This window comes from Streptomyces sp. NPDC020742 (genome assembly GCF_040641675.1).
GTDB lineage: Bacteria > Actinomycetota > Actinomycetes > Streptomycetales > Streptomycetaceae > Streptomyces.
This window is the reverse complement of sequence record NZ_JBFAEA010000005.1, coordinates 399,071-415,232: the sequence shown is the minus strand read 5'-3', so window position 1 is coordinate 415,232 and position 16,162 is coordinate 399,071. Positions and strand designations below refer to the sequence as shown.

Sequence of the window (16,162 nt, the reverse complement as noted above, 5' to 3'; positions counted from 1 at the left end):
AGGGGGGGGGGGGCCCCCCCACCCCCCCTCCCTCGGCGGCGGCCCGCCCCCCCCCCATGAGGTCTGCGCCGCCGTCTTGGGGTGCGGGCCGGGTCAGCCGGCGGAGCCGCTGCGCATGGCCTTGCGCAGGTCGCTCGCCTGCTGGGCAAGCGCCTTCAGGTCGATCTTCTCCAGGGAGCGCGAGGATGCGTCCCCCACCCCGGTCACATCGCCGACCGAGGTGCTGTCGGCCCAGACGCACAGGGGGACGTAGAAGCCGTCGCCCTGGGAGATCCCACAGCGCAGCACGGCCCCCTTCGCGGCGGGGTCGTGGAGGGAGAAGTCCTTCGGCGCGACGGCCATGTCGTTCGGGGCGAACGCCGTCTGCACCCGCTGCGCAGGATCGGACACCGTACCCGTAGCGGTGTGCACGCCCAGGATGACCCCGTCGTTGTTCTTCGGGTGGTAGACCGAGTCGACCTGGGTCAGGCCCTTGAACTCCGGGTACGTCGCGGGGTTCCGCTTTTCTGGCGGGTACTTCAGCGCGGTGGCCTTCGCGTCGTAGCGAAGGTCGACCGGCGTCGACTTCACCACCATGGGGGTGGGCAGCGTGCCCGCCGTGGAAGTGTTCCCTCCCGCCTCGGTGTTGCCCCCGCCGCCGAGCATCGACCACACCAGAAAGCCGCCCCCGGCCAGCAGCACCACGACGACCAGGACGACGGCCACGATCAGTCCGGTGCGGCGGGTGGGCGGAGCCGGCGGCTGCGGAGCGAAGCCCACGCCCCCGGGGTGCGGCAGGCCGGTCGGCGGCGTCGAGCCATTCTGCGGCGGAACCGGTGTGCCGGGATAGGGCGGATGCGGGGTGCCGTATCCCTGCTGCGGCATCTGCGGCGGCTGGTGCGTCACGGTTGTCGGTTCCCTCGGTTCGTCGATTGCAGGAGCCTGGACATCCTTTCGCACCCCGGGTGGCCGAACACCCCGGGCCTCCTTCCCCTCCCGCGGACGCCTCCACGGGATGCGCCTGGGACCAACCCCGGCTCTGCGGGCAGGCGTTGGTACGGAACGGCGCCGTAGGAGTCGGCGGAGCGAGCGCGGAATCCCGCCCCGTTGCTGCCGGTCCGCCGTAGCGCTCACAGGGCGGCGAGAGCGACCGCCCCGGCCATCGCGCGGTACCCCGCGTCGTTCGGGTGCTTCCGGTCGCCGCTGTCGTACGCGGGCGCCAGCGCCTCCGGGGCGCCGGGATCCGCCAACGCCGCGGCGAAGTCGGCCACCGCATCGAACGCGCCCGAGCTGCGAATCCAGTCGTTGACCGTCCGGCGCTTCGCCTCGGCAGCCGGGGTGTGGTACTCCGAGCCCCGAAACGGCAGGATCGTGCCCCCGATGATCCGCACGCCGGCGCCGCGGGCCGCGTCGATCAGCTCCCGGTACCCGTCGATCAGCCGGTCGGCGGACCGGTCCGGGTTCGGCTTGTACGTCGGCAGGTCGACTTCGCTGAACCCGATGTCGTTCAGGCCCACCAGCACCACCACCGACCGCACTCCCGGCCGGTCGAGCACGTCCCGCCGGAAGCGGGCCAGCGCGCCCTCACCGAACCACGCCGAATCGCTGAGCAGCAGGTTCCCGCCGATGCCCTGGTTGAGTACCGGACGCGTCAGGCCCTGGGCGGCCAACCGCTCCGCCAGGGCGTCGGAGTAGCGGCCGTTGCCGTCCACGGTCGAGGAGAAACCGTCGGTCAGTGAGTCGCCGAAGACCACCACGGTGTCCCGCCGGGCCGGCCCGCCGTCCGCCAGCTCCACGGCGGCCAGGTGGTACCAGGAGACCGTCGTCTCAGTGAACACCGCCGGGTCAGCGGCGGCCAGTTGGTCGCCCGCCGCGCGGTAGGCCGTGGCGAACGCCTGGGCGTGGAAGGTGGCCGGACCCGATGGCCGTGCGAAGTACAGCGACACGGTGAGCGAGTCGAAGACGGCCGCGCTCACCTCGGCGGCGTCACTGCGCACCTGCCCGCCGGCCGGGATCACGACGGAGGGGGCGCCGTCGAAGGTGAGCCGGCGGGACGTGCCCTCCCGCACCGCCGGGCCCCGGTCCGTACGGGCGAGGGTGGCGCCCGCCACCTCCAGCGGGGCGGTGCCGTACCGGTTGGAGAGGGTGATCCGGGCCGCGGTGCCGGAGCCGGTGACCCGCACCACCTGACGCACCGTCTGGTCCGCGAACCCCTCCAGCGCCCAGTTCTTGTCGGAGCCCTCACTGGGGCGTTGCAGGGCGGCGGCCCAAACGGCCGTCCAGGCAAGCGCATTGCCGTCTCCGCTGTGATCCCTCAGGTCCCTCAGGTCCGTCAGGTCCCTCGGTTCCCTTGCGTCGCTCGGATTGCTCAGATCGCTCATGCCGCCGTCCGCCTCTCTGTTGATCGCCCCGGTGGCGATGACAGCGAGTCTGCTGCCGCACGCGGCGGTCACCCAGGCCTCTGCGAGGGGTACGCAGCGGATGCTTACGCACACCAGGGTCACCCTCGCCCGGGCCGGAGTGCTACGCGCACGTTGCGCGCTCCTTTCGGCCGCCCACGGCCTCTGGCGGCCGGCCGCATCCGCGGTACATGATCATGTGTCGGCTCATCCTGCCCAGCGGCAGGTCCAGGAGAAGGACCGGAGCGGAGGACCATGTCGAGTGCCGAATTCATAGCCGGGGACCGGACGCCCGAGGGGGTCCGCCCGCCGTCACGGCTGCGGCAGCTGGCCGCGGCCTCCATCGGCAATGCCGTCGAGTGGTACGACTGGTACGCGTACTCGTTCCTCGCGGTGTACTTCGCCGAGCAGATCTTCCCCACCGGCGCCGGCAACTCACTGGTGCCGCTGCTGTCGACCTTCGCCGTCTTCGCGGTCGGCTTCTTCATGCGGCCGGTCGGCGGGCTACTGATGGGCGCGGTCGCCGACCGCCGCGGACGGCGGGCCGCGCTCACCCTGACCATCCTGCTGATGGGCGGCGGCAGTCTGCTGGTCGCCTTCACCCCGACCTACGCGGCCACCGGGGTGGTCGCTCCGGTCGTGCTGGTCCTCGCCAGGCTGGTGCAGGGCCTTTCGGTGGGCGGCGAGTTCGCGGCCTCCACCACCTTCCTGGTCGAATCGGCGGGCCCCGGCCGGCGCGGGCTGTTCTCCAGCTTCCAGTACGTCTCCACCACCGTCGGCCAGCTGCTGGCCTCGGGGACCGCGGCGCTGCTCGCCGCGCTGCTCACCGAGCAGCAGATGGGGCAGTGGGGCTGGCGGATCGCCTTCCTGGGCGGCGCCCTGCTGAGCCTGCTGGGACTGTGGATCCGGCGCGGCGCGCAGGAGACCCTGCCGCCGAGCGCAGGGGAGACCCAGACCCCCGCGCAGCGCACCGCCGCCCGTCCCGGCCTCTTCGAGGCGCTGCGCCGCCACCCCCGGCAGTCCCTGCTGATCTGCGGCATCACCGCCGGCGGCACCCTCGCCTACTACACCTGGACGACGTACCTGCCCACCTACGCCCAGGTCAACGCGGGCTTCGACAAGGGCGAGGCACTCACCGTCGGCACCCTCTCGCTCGCCTTCTTCGCCCTGCTGCAGCCGCTCGGCGGGATGCTCTCGGACCGCATCGGCCGCAAACCGCTGCTGCTCGGCTTCTCCTTGGGCTTCGTGGTCCTCGCGGTGCCGCTGCTGCACCTCGTCACCGACGCGTTCATCTCGCTGCTGCTGGTGCAGTGCGCGGGGATGGTGTTGCTGACCGGATACACCGCGGTCGCCGCGGCGGTGAACGCGGAGGTGTTCCCCGCGCGGGTGCGCGCCGCCGGCATCGGCTTTCCCTACTCCCTCACCGTCGCCCTCTTCGGCGGCACCGCCCCCTATGTGGGCACGTGGTTCGAGGAGTCCGGCCACCCCGACCTCTTCCCCTGGTACGTCGCCGGGCTCTGCCTGGTGTCGTTCCTCGTCTATCTGTCCCTGCCGGAGACCGCCCGTCAGGAACTGCCGGAGTAGCCCCACCACCGGCGCCCGAACGGCGAAGCGCCGCCCCTCCCGGGACAGGGAGGGGCGGCGCTTCGTGTGAAGCCCGTCAGACGAGCCAACCCACGAAGTGAACGAGGCCTGCAAGCAGGTTGGTGATGAGGTTCATCTGGGTTTCTCCTTGTGCAAGTGCGTGTGTGGGACCAAATGCCCGGCCCAGCAAGGGATGTCGACCGGATGCGCGATGACGGACTGCAGCCCGTCGCTTGCGCCCCGTAAGCATCTCCCGGTGCGGAGGCTCCCGGTACCCCTATCGGGTTACCCCACCCTTACGGGGAGATGCTCGCTCTGGCGTTCGTTTCACAACCCCGGGGTGTGCGAGAACGCCCCGCGCCTGAGGTCATTCTGCTTGCGGAGAGGGGGAGTTGAGGTGGGTGGCGGCATCTCCCGCCGATCTCCGGGGCCCGGTTCGTGGTGCTTCGGGGGGCGTGAACGGCGTCAACTTCACGCCTGCCCGACGGTCAACCGGCGGCGGTCACCCGGTGGCGGCCAGCTCCTCCGACGCCAGCAGCCGCTGGATCTCCCGCACCGCGGCCCGGCCCGCACGGTTGGCGCCGATGGTGCTCGCCGACGGCCCGTAACCGACCAGATGCACCCGTGGGTCGCGCAGCGCCCGGGTACCCGCCATCCGGATCCCGCCGCCCGGCTCGCGCAACTTCAGGGGGGCGAGGTGGTCGAGGGCGGCCCGGAAGCCGGTGGCGTAGAGGATCACGTCCGCCTCGGCGGTGCGCCCGTCCGGCCACACCACTCCGGTGGGCGTGACCCGCTCGAACAGCGGCAGCCGTTCCAACACACCGCTCTCCCGCCCCCTGCGCACCGCCTCGGTCATCCGTAGCCCGGTCACGCTCACCACGCTCCGCGGCGGCAGCCCCTCCTGGACCCGCCGCTCGACGAGCGCCACCGCCGCCCGGCCCTCCGCCTCGCCGAAGGAGCCCTCGCGGAAGACCGGGGGCCGGCGCGTCACCCACACCGTGCTCGCCGCCACCGGAGCGATCTCCAGCAGCTGCTGGACCGCCGAGGTCCCGCCGCCCACCACCACGACCCGCGCACCCCGGAAGCCCTCCGGCCCCTCGTACCGCGCGCTGTGCAGCTGTCGCCCGCCGAACACCTCCTGGCCGGGGAACCGCGGCCAGAACGGCCGGTCCCAAGTCCCCGTCGCATTGATCACCGCCCGCGCCGCATAGCCCCCCTCCGACGTCTCGACCAGCAGCCGCCCGTCGCCGCCCGCCCGCACCGCCGGCACACTCACCGGCCGGTGCACCCGCAGCCCGAAGGTCCGCTCGTAGCTGCCGAAGTACGCCCCGATCACCTCGGACGACGGCCGCCGCGGATCGGCGCCGGTCAGCTCCATGCCCGGCAGCGCGTGCATCCCGTGCACCTTGTCGTACGTCAGCGTCGGCCAGCGGAACTGCCAGGCGCCGCCCGGCCGCGGTGAGTGGTCGAACACCACGAAGTCCCGGTCCGGTTCGTAGCCCACCCGCCGCAGATGGAAGGCCGCGGCGAGCCCTGCCTGCCCGGCACCGATCACCGCGACCTCGACCGTACGCACCCCGGAGTAGTTCATGTTTCCACTAACTGGGGGAGGGGTGCTCTCATTCCCGGGTGGGGTGCCGGGGCCTGCCACCCGGGAACCCCACCCGGGGTCGGGGGCTCGCCCCGGCACCCCACCCGGCCCTCACCGCCCGCCCGCGACCAGCAGCGGTGCACCGCCCGGCGCGGAGGCCGGCCGGCCGTTGGCCGCGGGTACCCCCTCCAGGGGTGACGGCCCGGCGTCCAGCAGCCCCCGGGCGGCGAGCACCGGCCGTACGCCCTCGCCGAACCAGTACGCCTCCTCCAGATGCGGATAGCCGGACAGGACGAAGTGCTCGACACCCAGGGCGTGGTACTCCTCGATCCGGTCGGCCACCTCCGCATGGCTGCCGACCAGCGCGGTGCCCGCGCCGCCCCGCACCAGCCCCACCCCCGCCCACAGGTTGGGCGAGATCTCCAGCTTGTCGCGCGAGCCGCCGTGCAGCGCCAGCATCCGCTGCTGCCCCACCGATTCGCTCTTGCCCAGGGCCTGTTGGGCCGCGGCCACGGTGTCCGGGTCGAGGTCGTCGAGCAGCCGGCCGGCGGTCGCCCAGGCCTCCTTCGACGAATCCCGGGAGATCGTGTGCAGCCGGATCCCGAACCGAACCGTACGTCCCTCCTGCTGCGCCAGCCCCCGGATCCAGTCGATCTTCTCCTTGACCTGAGCGGGCGGCTCACCCCAGGTGAGGTACACATCCACGTTCCGGGCGGCGACCGGCCCCGCGGCCGCGGACGACCCGCCGAAGAAGATCTGCGGCAGCGGGTCCGGCGGCAGCGCCGTCAGACCGCCCTCGACCTGGTAGTGCGCACCGTGGAAGTCGAACGGCGTACCGCCCCACACTCCCCGTACGACCTGCAGGAACTCATCCGTACGGGCGTACCGCCGGTCATGGTCCAGCGCGTCGCCGAACCGCCGCTGCTCGGTCGAGTCCCCGCCCGTCACCACATTCAGCAGCAGCCGCCCCCGCGAGATCCGCTGGTACGTCGCGGCCATCTGCGCCGCCAGCACCGGAGAGATCACCCCCGGTCGGAACGCCACCAGGAACTTCAGCCGCTCCGTTACCTGGCTGAGCGCCACCGTCGTCAGCCACGCGTCCTCGCACCACGTCCCGGTCGGGGTGAGCACCGCCTCGAACCCCAACTGCTCCGCTGCCTTGGCTATTTGGGCCAGATACTCGATGTCCGGGGCGCGTACCCCGCTCACCGGTGTGATGCGCTCACGCCGGACCCCTCCGTCGGTGTAGGCGTGCCGGTCGACGAGCGTCCGCCCGTCGCCGCCGGTCGGCAGGAACCAATGCAGGTGTACGGACATGTCACTCGGCCTTTCCATAGGTACGCGGCGCCGTGCTCGAAGGCGGCAGGCCACCGTTGAAGCGGGGATCGACGAACGTCCCGAAGTCGAAGCGGCGGGGGATCAGCTTCAGCGCGGCGAAGGCGTCGACGATCTGCTGCTCGGAGGCGACCGCGGCCTTGTCCACGGCCACCGTCACCGCCGTCCCCCGGGTGCGCTTGACCGCGTCCAGCGCCACCTTCCGCGGCAGCCCGGTCTCCTTGGCCCAGGCCTTCGCCCAGACATCGGGGTGCCGGAACACCCAGTTCTGTGCCCGCCGTAGCCGCTTCGTGTAGTCCTCCAGGGCCGCAGCCTTCTTCTTGTCCGCCAGCGCGGCGGGCGCGGCGACCTGGAAGCTCAGCCCGTTGACCACCCCCTGCCCGGTGGTCAGCACCCGGGCGTCGGCCTGGGCCAGCGCCTGCGAGGTGTACGGGTCCCAGACCGCCCAGGCGTCCACCTTGCCGCGGGTGAACGCGGCCAGCGCATCGGCCGGCTGCAGGTAGTTCAGATGGACGTCCTTCGGGGACAGTCCCACCTTCTTCAACGATGCGATGAGCTGGTAGTGCGCCGAACTGCCCTGCGCCACCGCGATCGACCTGCCCTTGAGCTGGGCCGGCGACCTCAGCGGCGAGCCCTTCTTCACCAGCACCGTGTCGCCGTCGGACCGGCTGTGCGACGCGGCGATCACCTTGATCTTCGACTTCGCCGCGGCGGCGAACACGGGCGGCGTGTTGCCGACCCCGCCGACGTCCACGGCTCCGGCGTTGACCGCCTCCAGCAGCGGCGGACCGGAGGCGAACGTCGACCACTCGATCCGGTACGGCAGATCGTCCAGCTCACCGGCGGCCCGCAGCAGCGCCTCCGAACCACCCTTCTGATCCCCGACGTTGAGCGTCACCGACCCCTTCCCGTCGCTCCCGCTCCCGGTCCCCCCGCCAGCCCCGTCGGCCCGCGACGCACCCCCACCGCACCCGGCGAGCAACAGGGCGAAGGGGAGTAGCAGGGTGGCTGGGGTGAGGTGACGTGATCTCATGAGTGCTTCCGTTCCGGGTGGGGTGGTAGGGGGTGTCTGGGGGAGTTGGGGTCGGGCGCTGGGGCTCATGTGGTCGCCGCCGTTCCTTCCTCGACGCCCAGCCGGTCGAGCAACTCGGCGCGCAGCGCGCCGAAACGCGGATCGGTCACGGTGCGCGGGCGGGGCAGATCCACCGTCACCTCGTACGCGATCCGGCCGCCCTCCATCACCAGCGCCCGGTCCGCGAGCAGCAGCGCCTCCTCCACGTCATGCGTGACCAGCAGCACCGCGCAGCCCCGCCGCTGCCACAGCTCGGCCACCAGCCGCTGGGCCCTGATCCGGGTGAGCGCGTCCAGGGCTCCGAACGGTTCGTCGAGCAGCAGCAGATCCGGCTCCCGTACGAGCGCCCGGGCGAGCGACGCACGCTGCGCCTCACCGCCGGACAGCGTCTTGGGCCAGGAGTCGGCACGGTGCCCGAGCCCGACCTCCTCCAACGCCCGTACTGCGGTGCCACGTTCAGGGCGGCCGGGCAACCCCAGCAGCACGTTCCGCCAGACCCGCTTCCAGGGCATCAGCCGGGGGGCCTGGAACGCCACGGCCTTGCGGCGAGGCACCCGTACGTCCCCCTCGATCTCCCGGTCGAGACCGGCGAGCACTTTCAGCAGCGTCGACTTGCCGCAGCCGCTGCGTCCCAGCAGGGCCACGAACTCTCCTGGTCGTATGGTGAGTTGGAGCTCTTCGAGGATGCTCCGCCCGTCGAAGGCCCGCACCAGTCCGCTCACCGCAACGGCGGCGCCGGAGGGCCCGGCCGAGGCGTCCCACCGTTCCTTCTCGCTCGTCAGCCCGGTCGCTGACCGGGGCACCGCCCGGGTCACCGCCCCGGTCGCTGACCCGGTCACTGACTCGGTCGCTGAACCGGTCACTGGCCCGTGAACGTCGGTCGCCATTGCAGCAACAACCTTTCGAGGGTACGTACGAGGAAATCAGCGATAAGCCCAAGAAGTGCGTAGACCACCAGGCACACCACGATCACATCGGTGCGGAAGAACTCCCTGGCCTGGTTCATCAGGAATCCGAGACCGTCGTCGGCATTGATCTGTTCACCGAAGACCAGCGCGAGCCACGCGGTGGCCAGCGAATAGCGCAACCCGGTCATGGCGCCCGGCAGCGCACCGGGAAGCACCACATGACGGATCAGGCCCCAACGGTTCAGTCCGAGGGACGTCCCGGCCTCGACCAATTGCGCATCCACACCGCGGATTCCGGTGTAGACGTTCAGATAGAGGTGGAAGGCCACACCGACCGAGATCAGCGCGATCTTCGGAGCCTCGCCGATGCCCAGCCAGATGATCAACAGCGGAATCATGCCGACCCAAGGCACCGAGCGGAGCATCTGCACCGTCGCATCGACCAGATCCTCACCGAGCCGCGACAGCCCCGATACGAGTGCCAGCGCCACACCGGTCACCCCACCGAGTGCCAGCCCGACGGCGACCCGCTGGAGCGAAACGAGCATGGCCGAGGGCAGCGTCCCATCGCTGATCACCTGCCCGGCAGTGGCCGCGATGGTCCCCGGCGACGCCAGGATGTCCCCCTCCAGGACCCCGCCCGCACTCAACACCTGCCACAGCACCAGCAGCGCCAGGGGCCCGACGGCCCGCCGCACCCACCGCGGCACCACCCGCCGTCGCCCGGACGCCGGCACGACCCGAGCCAGCTCCACCTCACCCGACGACGTCACGCCGCCGCCGGGCGGGGCCTGCCCGCGCACCGCCTGATCGAGACTCATAAACCGCTCCACACACAGGGAAGGACAAAAAAGAAAAAGGAGAAAGCAAGGCGGACGAGGGGCGCCGACAAGAAACGAGAAGGCCCGGCTCATCCCGACTGCAGAAGTGCTCCCGCGAAAAGGCACCAAGGCCCGCAAGGCAAGCAAGCGGGGATCACCAGATCACCCAGATAACCCGCACACCCGCAACCGGAAAGATTCCAGGCCGAGCGGCACCAGCCACAGTCCAAGCACCAGCGCAGAGAACCGCCCGCCCGAAAAGGGAACGGGGAGACCGAAACCCCTCACGAACGCGCCCCACCCGCACACAGCCGGCTCGGGACTCCCGGGCGAACCTCAGCAGCGGCCAAGAATTGCGCCCCAGTCGAGCCGGCCGCGCAACCGAGGCTCGGACAGGGACCCGGCCCCGACACGAACCCGGACCTGGACCCGGACCCGTCCCCGGCCCCGAGGAATCAACACATCAGGGCACGACCGGCATGGGGGTTCAGCGCGGGCTTCAGCGCACGCCGCGGCCGCGACACGCGGCGGACGCCACCCGCAGCAGGTCGATATGACCGCGCGTGGTGAGCAGAGCGAAGGTGGACATGCCGCTGAACGTAGCGGTGCGCCAGGACAAGGGGCAATCGTCGTCTCGGCTGCTGGACCTTTGTTTCCGCAGCATGGAGCCACCATGGCGAGCTACCCTGCCACCCCGCTGCTTCGCCGTCCCGCTGCTTCGCCGTCCCGCTGCTTCGCCGTCCCGCCTCCTCGCCGCCCCGTCGTCCCGCCGCCCTGCCGACCCGAGCGGGCGACCGTACGACAATGAACGCATGAGCACTGCATTCACCACCCGCACCCTCGACATCACCACCGGTTCGACGGAGACCGTCGCCGACCTCACCGCCGACTGCGCCGCCTTCCTCCGCGACGCCGCGGACGGCCGCGACGGCCTCCTCAACGTCTTCGTCCCGCACGCCACAGCCGGCATCGCCGTACTCGAAACCGGCGCCGGAAGCGACGAGGACCTCCTAGCCACCCTCCAGGACCTGCTCCCCGCCGACGACCGCTGGCGCCACCGCCACGGCACCCCCGGCCACGGCCGCGACCACGTCCTCCCGGCCCTGGTCCCACCGCACGCCACCCTCCCGGTCGTGTCCGGGCGCCTGGCACTGGGCACCTGGCAGTCGGTATGCCTGGTCGACACCAATATCGATAATTACAACCGTCAGGTGCGGCTGAGCTTTCTGGGCTGACCAAGATGGCTGGCCACGTCGTCCCCGGAGCGTCATCGGGAGGACGTTCTGACAGCCGCGGCATCTGTCGGCGGGCACATCATTGGCTGGGCCGATGACTGGGAGGTATCGGGAGCCACGGCCCCGGTCACCCAGTCCAGTCAGACGCCCGCCCCCCCGCCAGGCCGGCGACGGCACCGAGCTGCCGAACCGACGGACCAACAGGACCTATACCTGACGCCCAGTCAAATGGCGTGCGCCGACCCACATCGCCAGGTGACCGCCCACCTCGAACGGGTCACCGCAACCCTGCGGCGCGAGGTCCTCGACCAGCTGTGCAGACCCGCACATGAAGATCAGCGCGCTACGCCTCCTCCACTCCTGTGGCGTGCGGCTCTCCAGCGTCGCCATCGGGACGGGCGCTGGTAATCAGCTCCTCCGCGGCGGCCATGGCCGCATCTGCGTTGCCGGGCTCCTCCCCCTCGCGACTGGCAACTCTCAAGTCGACGGTCCAGACGGTGGCCTCCGACTTCCAGCCAACACTGGAGTAAACCCTGTGCCAGTTTGTGGTATTGCCGTCGAACTCGGCGGAAACTAGGTAAGCCTTGTGATTAGGGCTTGTACCAGCACTGCTCCCGTTTCAGCTCCCAGTGCTTTGAAGAGCGATTTCATCGCCCGCTTTGATCACCCATTTGCCATTAGAGCCGAAGCCGCCCTTGGCGCTGATACCCCCTTCGGCGATGATTCCGTTGGTGGTGAGGGTCATTCCCTCGTACATTCTCATGTTGTTGCCCACGACAATGCCGTCGGCGGGGACCCTGGCGTTGATGTAGTCGGTTTTGATGCTCTTCTTTGCGGCGAGGGTGATGCCCTCATTGGCGGTGACAAGACCATTGACCGTGACAATGCCGTTGAGGGCGAGGGCGCCGCCCCCGCGTCCGTTGATTTCGCTGGCCGCAATACTGATGGTGCTGATGGCGCCGCTGTAGTACTCATTTCCCGTGACGGAGAGAATGCCATCGGCGAAACTGGCTTTCACCTTTTTGACGGCATTCTCTTTGCTCGGCATGTTCACGATAGTTAGCGCACCATTTTCGGGCGACTTGATGGTCTCCACGGTGAGGGTCTTCGCGGTGGCGATGGTCACGTCGCCGTTGGCGGTGACGGGGCCGCTGGTGGTGAACTTACTCTGGAATGCGATCGTCCGCCCAGGGTCCTCGGAGTTGGCCGTGATGTGCGATTCGATTTTGAGAGATGGATATTGTCCAGCTCCCCTCAGGCGGCCGACCTTGAGCTCCTTTTCCCCATCGACCGTGACGTTGCCGTTGGCGGTCACGTTGTTGACGGTGATATCGGGATTGTTGACCTTGATGTAGGTGGTGAGGTAGCGGACTTCGTTTTTCATCTTGGCTTCGAGGGTGAAGCTGGTGTCGTCTACCAGGTTTTCTGGGGAGCTCCATTCACCATCCTTGGTCACCGTGGACGAACCCTGGGTGCCGTCGGGCTTGCGGTAGTACATGGTGTACTTCGCGTGGGGGGTGCCTTCCCAGTGGAGAGTGGCCTTGGTGTTGCGGCTGACGGCCACGGAGGCTGGGCGGAAGCTGTGGAGGTAGAACGAGTCGTCGCTCTTGCTGACTCCGCCTTTGCCTGTGCGTTCCTCGTAGGGGCCGTCCGCGCCGGTCGTCGAGACGGACTCCTGCCGGACGATGTCGACCGGGCCGATGCCGCCATTGACCTCGATGCCCCACAGCTCCAGCTGGACGCTCCAGGTGCCGTCGAACGCGGCGTGCTCGTTCGGCGGCGGCGAGCAGGTGAAGATCGTCTGGTTGGGGTCGCGGGAGTCGCGCTCGACGGCCCACTGCCGTTTGCCGGTGGGTACGGTCAACTCGTAGCGGATCAGGGATGGTTCGCTGGTCAGGGCGGAGGCCTGGCGGCCGGTCGGGATGCGGACCTTGAACCACTTGCAGTGCACGGGCCAGTTGCCGCCGGACTTCACCTTGCCATAGGTGAAGGTCAGGTTGGCGTACTCCGGTTTGGCGAAGGTGGAGACATTGAGCGGGCTCGGATCCTCGACCAGGGCGGGCGGGAGCAGCATGGGGAGGTCAGCGGTGGTCACGGCTCTGGAACTCCTCGGCGCAGGAAGTCAGTTGGGCAGGGGTGTGGTGGTGAGGGTGGCAGTGCCAGCGTGGCGTCGCGGGCTGCTGCCGCCGGGTGCGGTGTCCTCGGTGATGCGGCTCTGGGTGCCGAGTGGGGTGCTGATGCCGAGGGTGAGGGTGAGGGTCCAGGTGCCGTCGAAGGTGGCCGGTTCGGCGGGGTTGAGGGTGAGGGTGATGACGGTTGGGTCGGTGGTGGTGGTTTCGACCAGCCATTGCCGGCCTCGGCCGGTGCCACGTTCGAGTTCCAGTCGGGTGCGCAGGATGACGGGTTCCTCGGTCCGCGCGGCTGCGCCGTGGGCAGTGGGGAGGTCAAGGGCGATCCGTGCGCACCGCACCGGCCAGCTGGCGCGGCCGTCCGGGTCGTCCCCGATGGTGAGGCGGACGCGGTTGAGGGCTACCTCTCCGGGATGTGCGGCGGTCGCCGGGGTGTGCTCCAGCCGGTACGGGAGGAGCAGGGCTGGGTTGGGGCTGGTCACGACGCTGTTCCTTCCGGGGCCTGGGTAGGGGCGGCGGGGGCCGGGGTGGAGCGGGTCCGTTCCGAGGCGGTCGGTTGGAGTTGGAGGTAGCCGGAGCGGGCGACGGGCAGGGGTGCGTCGGGGTGGGAGAGCTGGTCGGCGTTGTAGATGAGGTGCTCGTCCCAGTCGGCCAGCGGCAGGCCGGTGGCGGTGCCGTCCACGGGGATCGGTTCGGCCCAGGTCCAGTCGCCGTGCCAGGCCGCGGGGCGGGGCATGACGAGTGACTTGTCCGGTGGTTCGGCCTGCACTGTGAACTCGCGTACGGCGCAGGGCCCGGTGGCGGCGCTGGTGTGTCGCAGCCGCAGGAAGCGGGCGGTGAGCGGTGGTTCAGTGGCGTGGTGGATCTCGGTCACCTGGGTGTAGCTGTGCAGGACGGTCCACTGCTCGCCGTCGGTTGAGGCTTCCAGGTCGGTCGCCGCGGGGGTGTGGCTGCCGTCCGGGCGGCCGAGGAGGATGTCGATGGCTTCCACGCGGCGTTCGGTGTGCAGGTCGAGCCGGACCCAGGGGCCGACCGTCGGTGATTCGGTGCTCTCGTAGGAGGTGGTCGGGTCGCCGTCCGTTATGGCTGAGACGGGGAGGCCGGCCTGGGCTTTGACGGAGGCTGCGGCGGTGGGTGGGCCGAAGCGGTCGGGGGCGAGCAGCGGGTTGAGGCGGAAGGAGGCGCGGATGCGGGCCAGGGCCCGGTGGGTGGTGTCGGCGTCCACGGTGACTTCGGCGATGGGGAGGATGTCGGTGGTGGCGTGGACGGCGGTGTGCGGGCAGGCGAGCAGGGTGAGGTGGTGGGTGGCGGGGCGGTCGGCGGGCCGGGCGGGCAGGGTGAGATGGGTGCCGGCTTCGATCGGCGTCACGTAGGCGTTGGCCGGGCCGCTGGGGTCGACGGCGTGGAAGCGGTGGTAGCGGGTTCGCTGGTCGTGGTCGTCGGCGGCGAAGTAGCCGATGAAGCCGTCGGAGAGCCGGTCGGGGTCGCCGAGGCGCACGGTCCAGCGGTAGTCGGGGTAGTTGCGGTAGTCGGGGTGATCACGGTGGTCGGGGTAGTCCTCGTCCGGCGGGATGAGCGCGCGTTTCCAGCTGGGGTCGGTCAGCGGCTCGCCCATCAGGTCCAGGTTGAGGCGGGTGCGGATGAGGGCGATGGGGCGGCCGATCAGCCGGGCCGGGGAGCGGTCCTCGGCCGGTGAGGGTTCGAGGATGTGGTCGAGTGCGGTGTCGATCGTCTTGGCAAGTGCTTCCAAGGCGTCCGGGTCTTGGCCGAGCAGGCCGCGGGCGAAGGCTGCGAGATGCGGGTAGGCAGCGGCGAAGTCCTCGTCCTCCGGGTGGGTGTAGGGGGCGTGCGGGAGCGCGTTCCAGGCCGTCGTGCGGGTGTTCTGGACATCGCGTACCACGCGCAGCTCGCCGAGTGGTTCCCCGTCGGGGCCGTAGGCCAGCAGGGTCTGGTCGAGGTGGTTGACCAGCAGCCATCCGGCTACCGGTGTGTCGGCGCCGGGGAGTTGCGTGGCATCGACGGCTTCGGTGGCCTCGGCGGGCGGCTGGTCGGTCCGTAGCGGCACGGTGTCCAGGCGTACTCGGGCCGGTTGCACGAGCCGGGGCGGTAGCTGTACGAAGCGCTGAGGGCCGGGCGGGTTCGGGAACAAGTCCTTGTCCGGCACGACGCTGTCCGCGCGGACCAGCGGGAACTGGATGGGTTGGGTGTCAACCGGCTGCACCAGCGAGCACACGCGTCCGAAGCGGTCGATGATAACCAGCTCGATGAAGTGGAACTGGCCCGCCCGCACGGGCTGGAAGCGCTGCTCGCCGTGGCCTTCCGCGCCGTCGGGGACGTGGTTGGTCTCGCCGGCCAGGGCCAGGATCGAGCGGTCGGTGACGGCCTGGGCGGCGCCGTCCTGCTGGATGAGCCAGTCGTGGAAGCCGTCCAGGGCCTGGGAGAGCACGTCGATGCCTTCCAGGTCCTCACGCATGGCGCGCAGTTGGCGGGCCAGTTGCGGCGGGGCGTGCTCGGCCAGCCGACGGGCCTGCTCGCGCAGGACGTAGCGGGTGGAGGGGGTGACGAAGGCGCGTCCGCCGAAAGCGTTCCAGCGCCGTCCGCCGTCGCCGTCGCCGTCGGCCGCGTCCGTGCCCTTCCAGCGGTAGCGGTAGCGGTCGGGCTCGGGGTCGCCGTCGCAGCCGAGGCCGAACTCCCATTTGAGGGTGGCGTCTTGACTCTGATAGGGGGTGGCGCAGTGCTTGATCTCCCACTGGAGATAGAGCGGGAGCCAGGGCTGGCGCCACATGCGGGTGTATTCGGGCCACGGGCCCTGGGAGCTGGTGGCCGGGCGGGCGACGACGGCGTGGAGCGCGGTGTGAGCGGTGTCGCCGTCGGCGGCCGGGGTGCGTGCGGCCTGGTCGAGCAGGGCGAATTCAGCGATGACCGACCTGATGATGCTTGGGGCTTCGGGGGTGTTGGCGGGCAACAGCGGGTTGGCTGGGACGTCCTCCCAGTCGTGGTTGATCTTCACTCGGGTGAGTAGCGTGGAGGGCAGGCGGCAGGGTAGCGGGTCGTCCTCGTCGCGGCCGAGCGGTTGGGTGGTGCCCGTGTCGGTCAGGGCGAGGACGGG

Annotated in this window: 13 protein-coding genes; 2 read left to right on the top strand and 11 right to left on the bottom strand. The window is 70.3% G+C overall.

Going from position 1 to position 16,162, the window contains the following annotated elements; all coding sequences use genetic code 11:
* Nucleotides 1–93 precede the first annotated feature (93 nt).
* Together AB0G84_RS13250 and AB0G84_RS13245 are read right to left on the bottom strand one after the other, a co-directional pair.
* Nucleotides 94–885 (bottom strand): hypothetical protein, encoded by a 792-nt coding sequence (locus AB0G84_RS13250; RefSeq protein WP_361319239.1) that lies wholly within the window; start codon nucleotides 883–885, stop codon nucleotides 94–96.
* Between the two features lie 224 nt (nucleotides 886–1,109).
* Nucleotides 1,110–2,432 (bottom strand): GDSL-type esterase/lipase family protein, encoded by a 1,323-nt coding sequence (locus AB0G84_RS13245; protein WP_361319237.1) that lies wholly within the window; start codon nucleotides 2,430–2,432, stop codon nucleotides 1,110–1,112.
* A gap of 201 nt (nucleotides 2,433–2,633) precedes the next feature.
* On the opposite strand from AB0G84_RS13245, the gene AB0G84_RS13240 reads away from it, so the two are divergent.
* On the top strand, nucleotides 2,634–3,962 hold the full coding sequence (locus AB0G84_RS13240) for an MFS transporter (RefSeq protein ID WP_361319235.1): 1,329 nt from the start codon (nucleotides 2,634–2,636) through the stop codon (nucleotides 3,960–3,962).
* Between the two features lie 502 nt (nucleotides 3,963–4,464).
* Here the strand turns inward: AB0G84_RS13240 and AB0G84_RS13235 are convergent.
* From AB0G84_RS13235 to AB0G84_RS13210, 6 genes are all read right to left on the bottom strand, one after another.
* Nucleotides 4,465–5,553 carry an NAD(P)-binding domain-containing protein gene (locus AB0G84_RS13235; RefSeq protein WP_361319233.1) on the bottom strand — a complete coding sequence of 363 codons (1,089 nt, stop codon included), beginning with the start codon at nucleotides 5,551–5,553 and terminating at the stop codon, nucleotides 4,465–4,467.
* A gap of 111 nt (nucleotides 5,554–5,664) precedes the next feature.
* Nucleotides 5,665–6,870: an LLM class flavin-dependent oxidoreductase gene (locus AB0G84_RS13230; RefSeq protein ID WP_361319231.1), complete on the bottom strand. Its 1,206-nt coding sequence runs from the start codon at nucleotides 6,868–6,870 to the stop codon at nucleotides 5,665–5,667.
* A gap of 1 nt (nucleotide 6,871) precedes the next feature.
* Nucleotides 6,872–7,921 carry an ABC transporter substrate-binding protein gene (locus AB0G84_RS13225; protein WP_361319229.1) on the bottom strand — a complete coding sequence of 350 codons (1,050 nt, stop codon included), beginning with the start codon at nucleotides 7,919–7,921 and terminating at the stop codon, nucleotides 6,872–6,874.
* 65 nt (nucleotides 7,922–7,986) lie between these two features.
* On the bottom strand, nucleotides 7,987–8,847 hold the full coding sequence (locus AB0G84_RS13220; RefSeq protein WP_361319227.1) for an ABC transporter ATP-binding protein: 861 nt from the start codon (nucleotides 8,845–8,847) through the stop codon (nucleotides 7,987–7,989).
* Nucleotides 8,820–9,689, bottom strand: a complete 870-nt coding sequence (locus AB0G84_RS13215; protein ID WP_361319225.1) for an ABC transporter permease — start codon at nucleotides 9,687–9,689, stop codon at nucleotides 8,820–8,822. Before AB0G84_RS13215 ends, AB0G84_RS13220 begins: the two co-directional genes overlap by 28 nt.
* A gap of 499 nt (nucleotides 9,690–10,188) precedes the next feature.
* Nucleotides 10,189–10,278, bottom strand: a complete 90-nt coding sequence (locus AB0G84_RS13210; protein WP_361319223.1) for a putative leader peptide — start codon at nucleotides 10,276–10,278, stop codon at nucleotides 10,189–10,191.
* A 223-nt stretch (nucleotides 10,279–10,501) separates the two neighbouring features.
* Between AB0G84_RS13210 and AB0G84_RS13205 the strand changes: the two genes are divergently transcribed.
* Nucleotides 10,502–10,924 carry a secondary thiamine-phosphate synthase enzyme YjbQ gene (locus tag AB0G84_RS13205; RefSeq protein WP_361319221.1) on the top strand — a complete coding sequence of 141 codons (423 nt, stop codon included), beginning with the start codon at nucleotides 10,502–10,504 and terminating at the stop codon, nucleotides 10,922–10,924.
* Between the two features lie 619 nt (nucleotides 10,925–11,543).
* Here the strand turns inward: AB0G84_RS13205 and AB0G84_RS13200 are convergent.
* From AB0G84_RS13200 to AB0G84_RS13190, 3 genes are read right to left on the bottom strand one after another with little or no spacing between them, the layout of a single operon-like run.
* The gene (locus AB0G84_RS13200; RefSeq protein WP_361319219.1) at nucleotides 11,544–13,019 is read right to left on the bottom strand and encodes a hypothetical protein; all 1,476 of its coding nucleotides are present in this window, start codon (nucleotides 13,017–13,019) and stop codon (nucleotides 11,544–11,546) included.
* Nucleotides 13,020–13,046: 27 nt separating this feature from the next.
* On the bottom strand, nucleotides 13,047–13,535 hold the full coding sequence (locus AB0G84_RS13195; protein WP_361319217.1) for a hypothetical protein: 489 nt from the start codon (nucleotides 13,533–13,535) through the stop codon (nucleotides 13,047–13,049).
* Nucleotides 13,532–16,063 (bottom strand): discoidin domain-containing protein, encoded by a 2,532-nt coding sequence (locus tag AB0G84_RS13190; RefSeq protein WP_361319215.1) that lies wholly within the window; start codon nucleotides 16,061–16,063, stop codon nucleotides 13,532–13,534. The genes AB0G84_RS13195 and AB0G84_RS13190 overlap by 4 nt, the downstream gene beginning before the upstream one ends.
* Between the last annotated feature and the right edge of the window lie 99 nt (nucleotides 16,064–16,162).

Coding starts and splice junctions, on each gene's coding strand:
- AB0G84_RS13240 (WP_361319235.1), top strand. CDS start 2,634: ATGTCGAGTGCCGAATTCATAGCCGGGGACCGGACGCCCGAGGGGGTC.
- AB0G84_RS13235 (WP_361319233.1), bottom strand. CDS start 5,553: ATGAACTACTCCGGGGTGCGTACGGTCGAGGTCGCGGTGATCGGTGCC.
- AB0G84_RS13230 (WP_361319231.1), bottom strand. CDS start 6,870: ATGTCCGTACACCTGCATTGGTTCCTGCCGACCGGCGGCGACGGGCGG.
- AB0G84_RS13225 (WP_361319229.1), bottom strand. CDS start 7,921: ATGAGATCACGTCACCTCACCCCAGCCACCCTGCTACTCCCCTTCGCC.
- AB0G84_RS13220 (WP_361319227.1), bottom strand. CDS start 8,847: ATGGCGACCGACGTTCACGGGCCAGTGACCGGTTCAGCGACCGAGTCA.
- AB0G84_RS13215 (WP_361319225.1), bottom strand. CDS start 9,689: ATGAGTCTCGATCAGGCGGTGCGCGGGCAGGCCCCGCCCGGCGGCGGC.
- AB0G84_RS13210 (WP_361319223.1), bottom strand. CDS start 10,278: ATGTCCACCTTCGCTCTGCTCACCACGCGCGGTCATATCGACCTGCTG.
- AB0G84_RS13205 (WP_361319221.1), top strand. CDS start 10,502: ATGAGCACTGCATTCACCACCCGCACCCTCGACATCACCACCGGTTCG.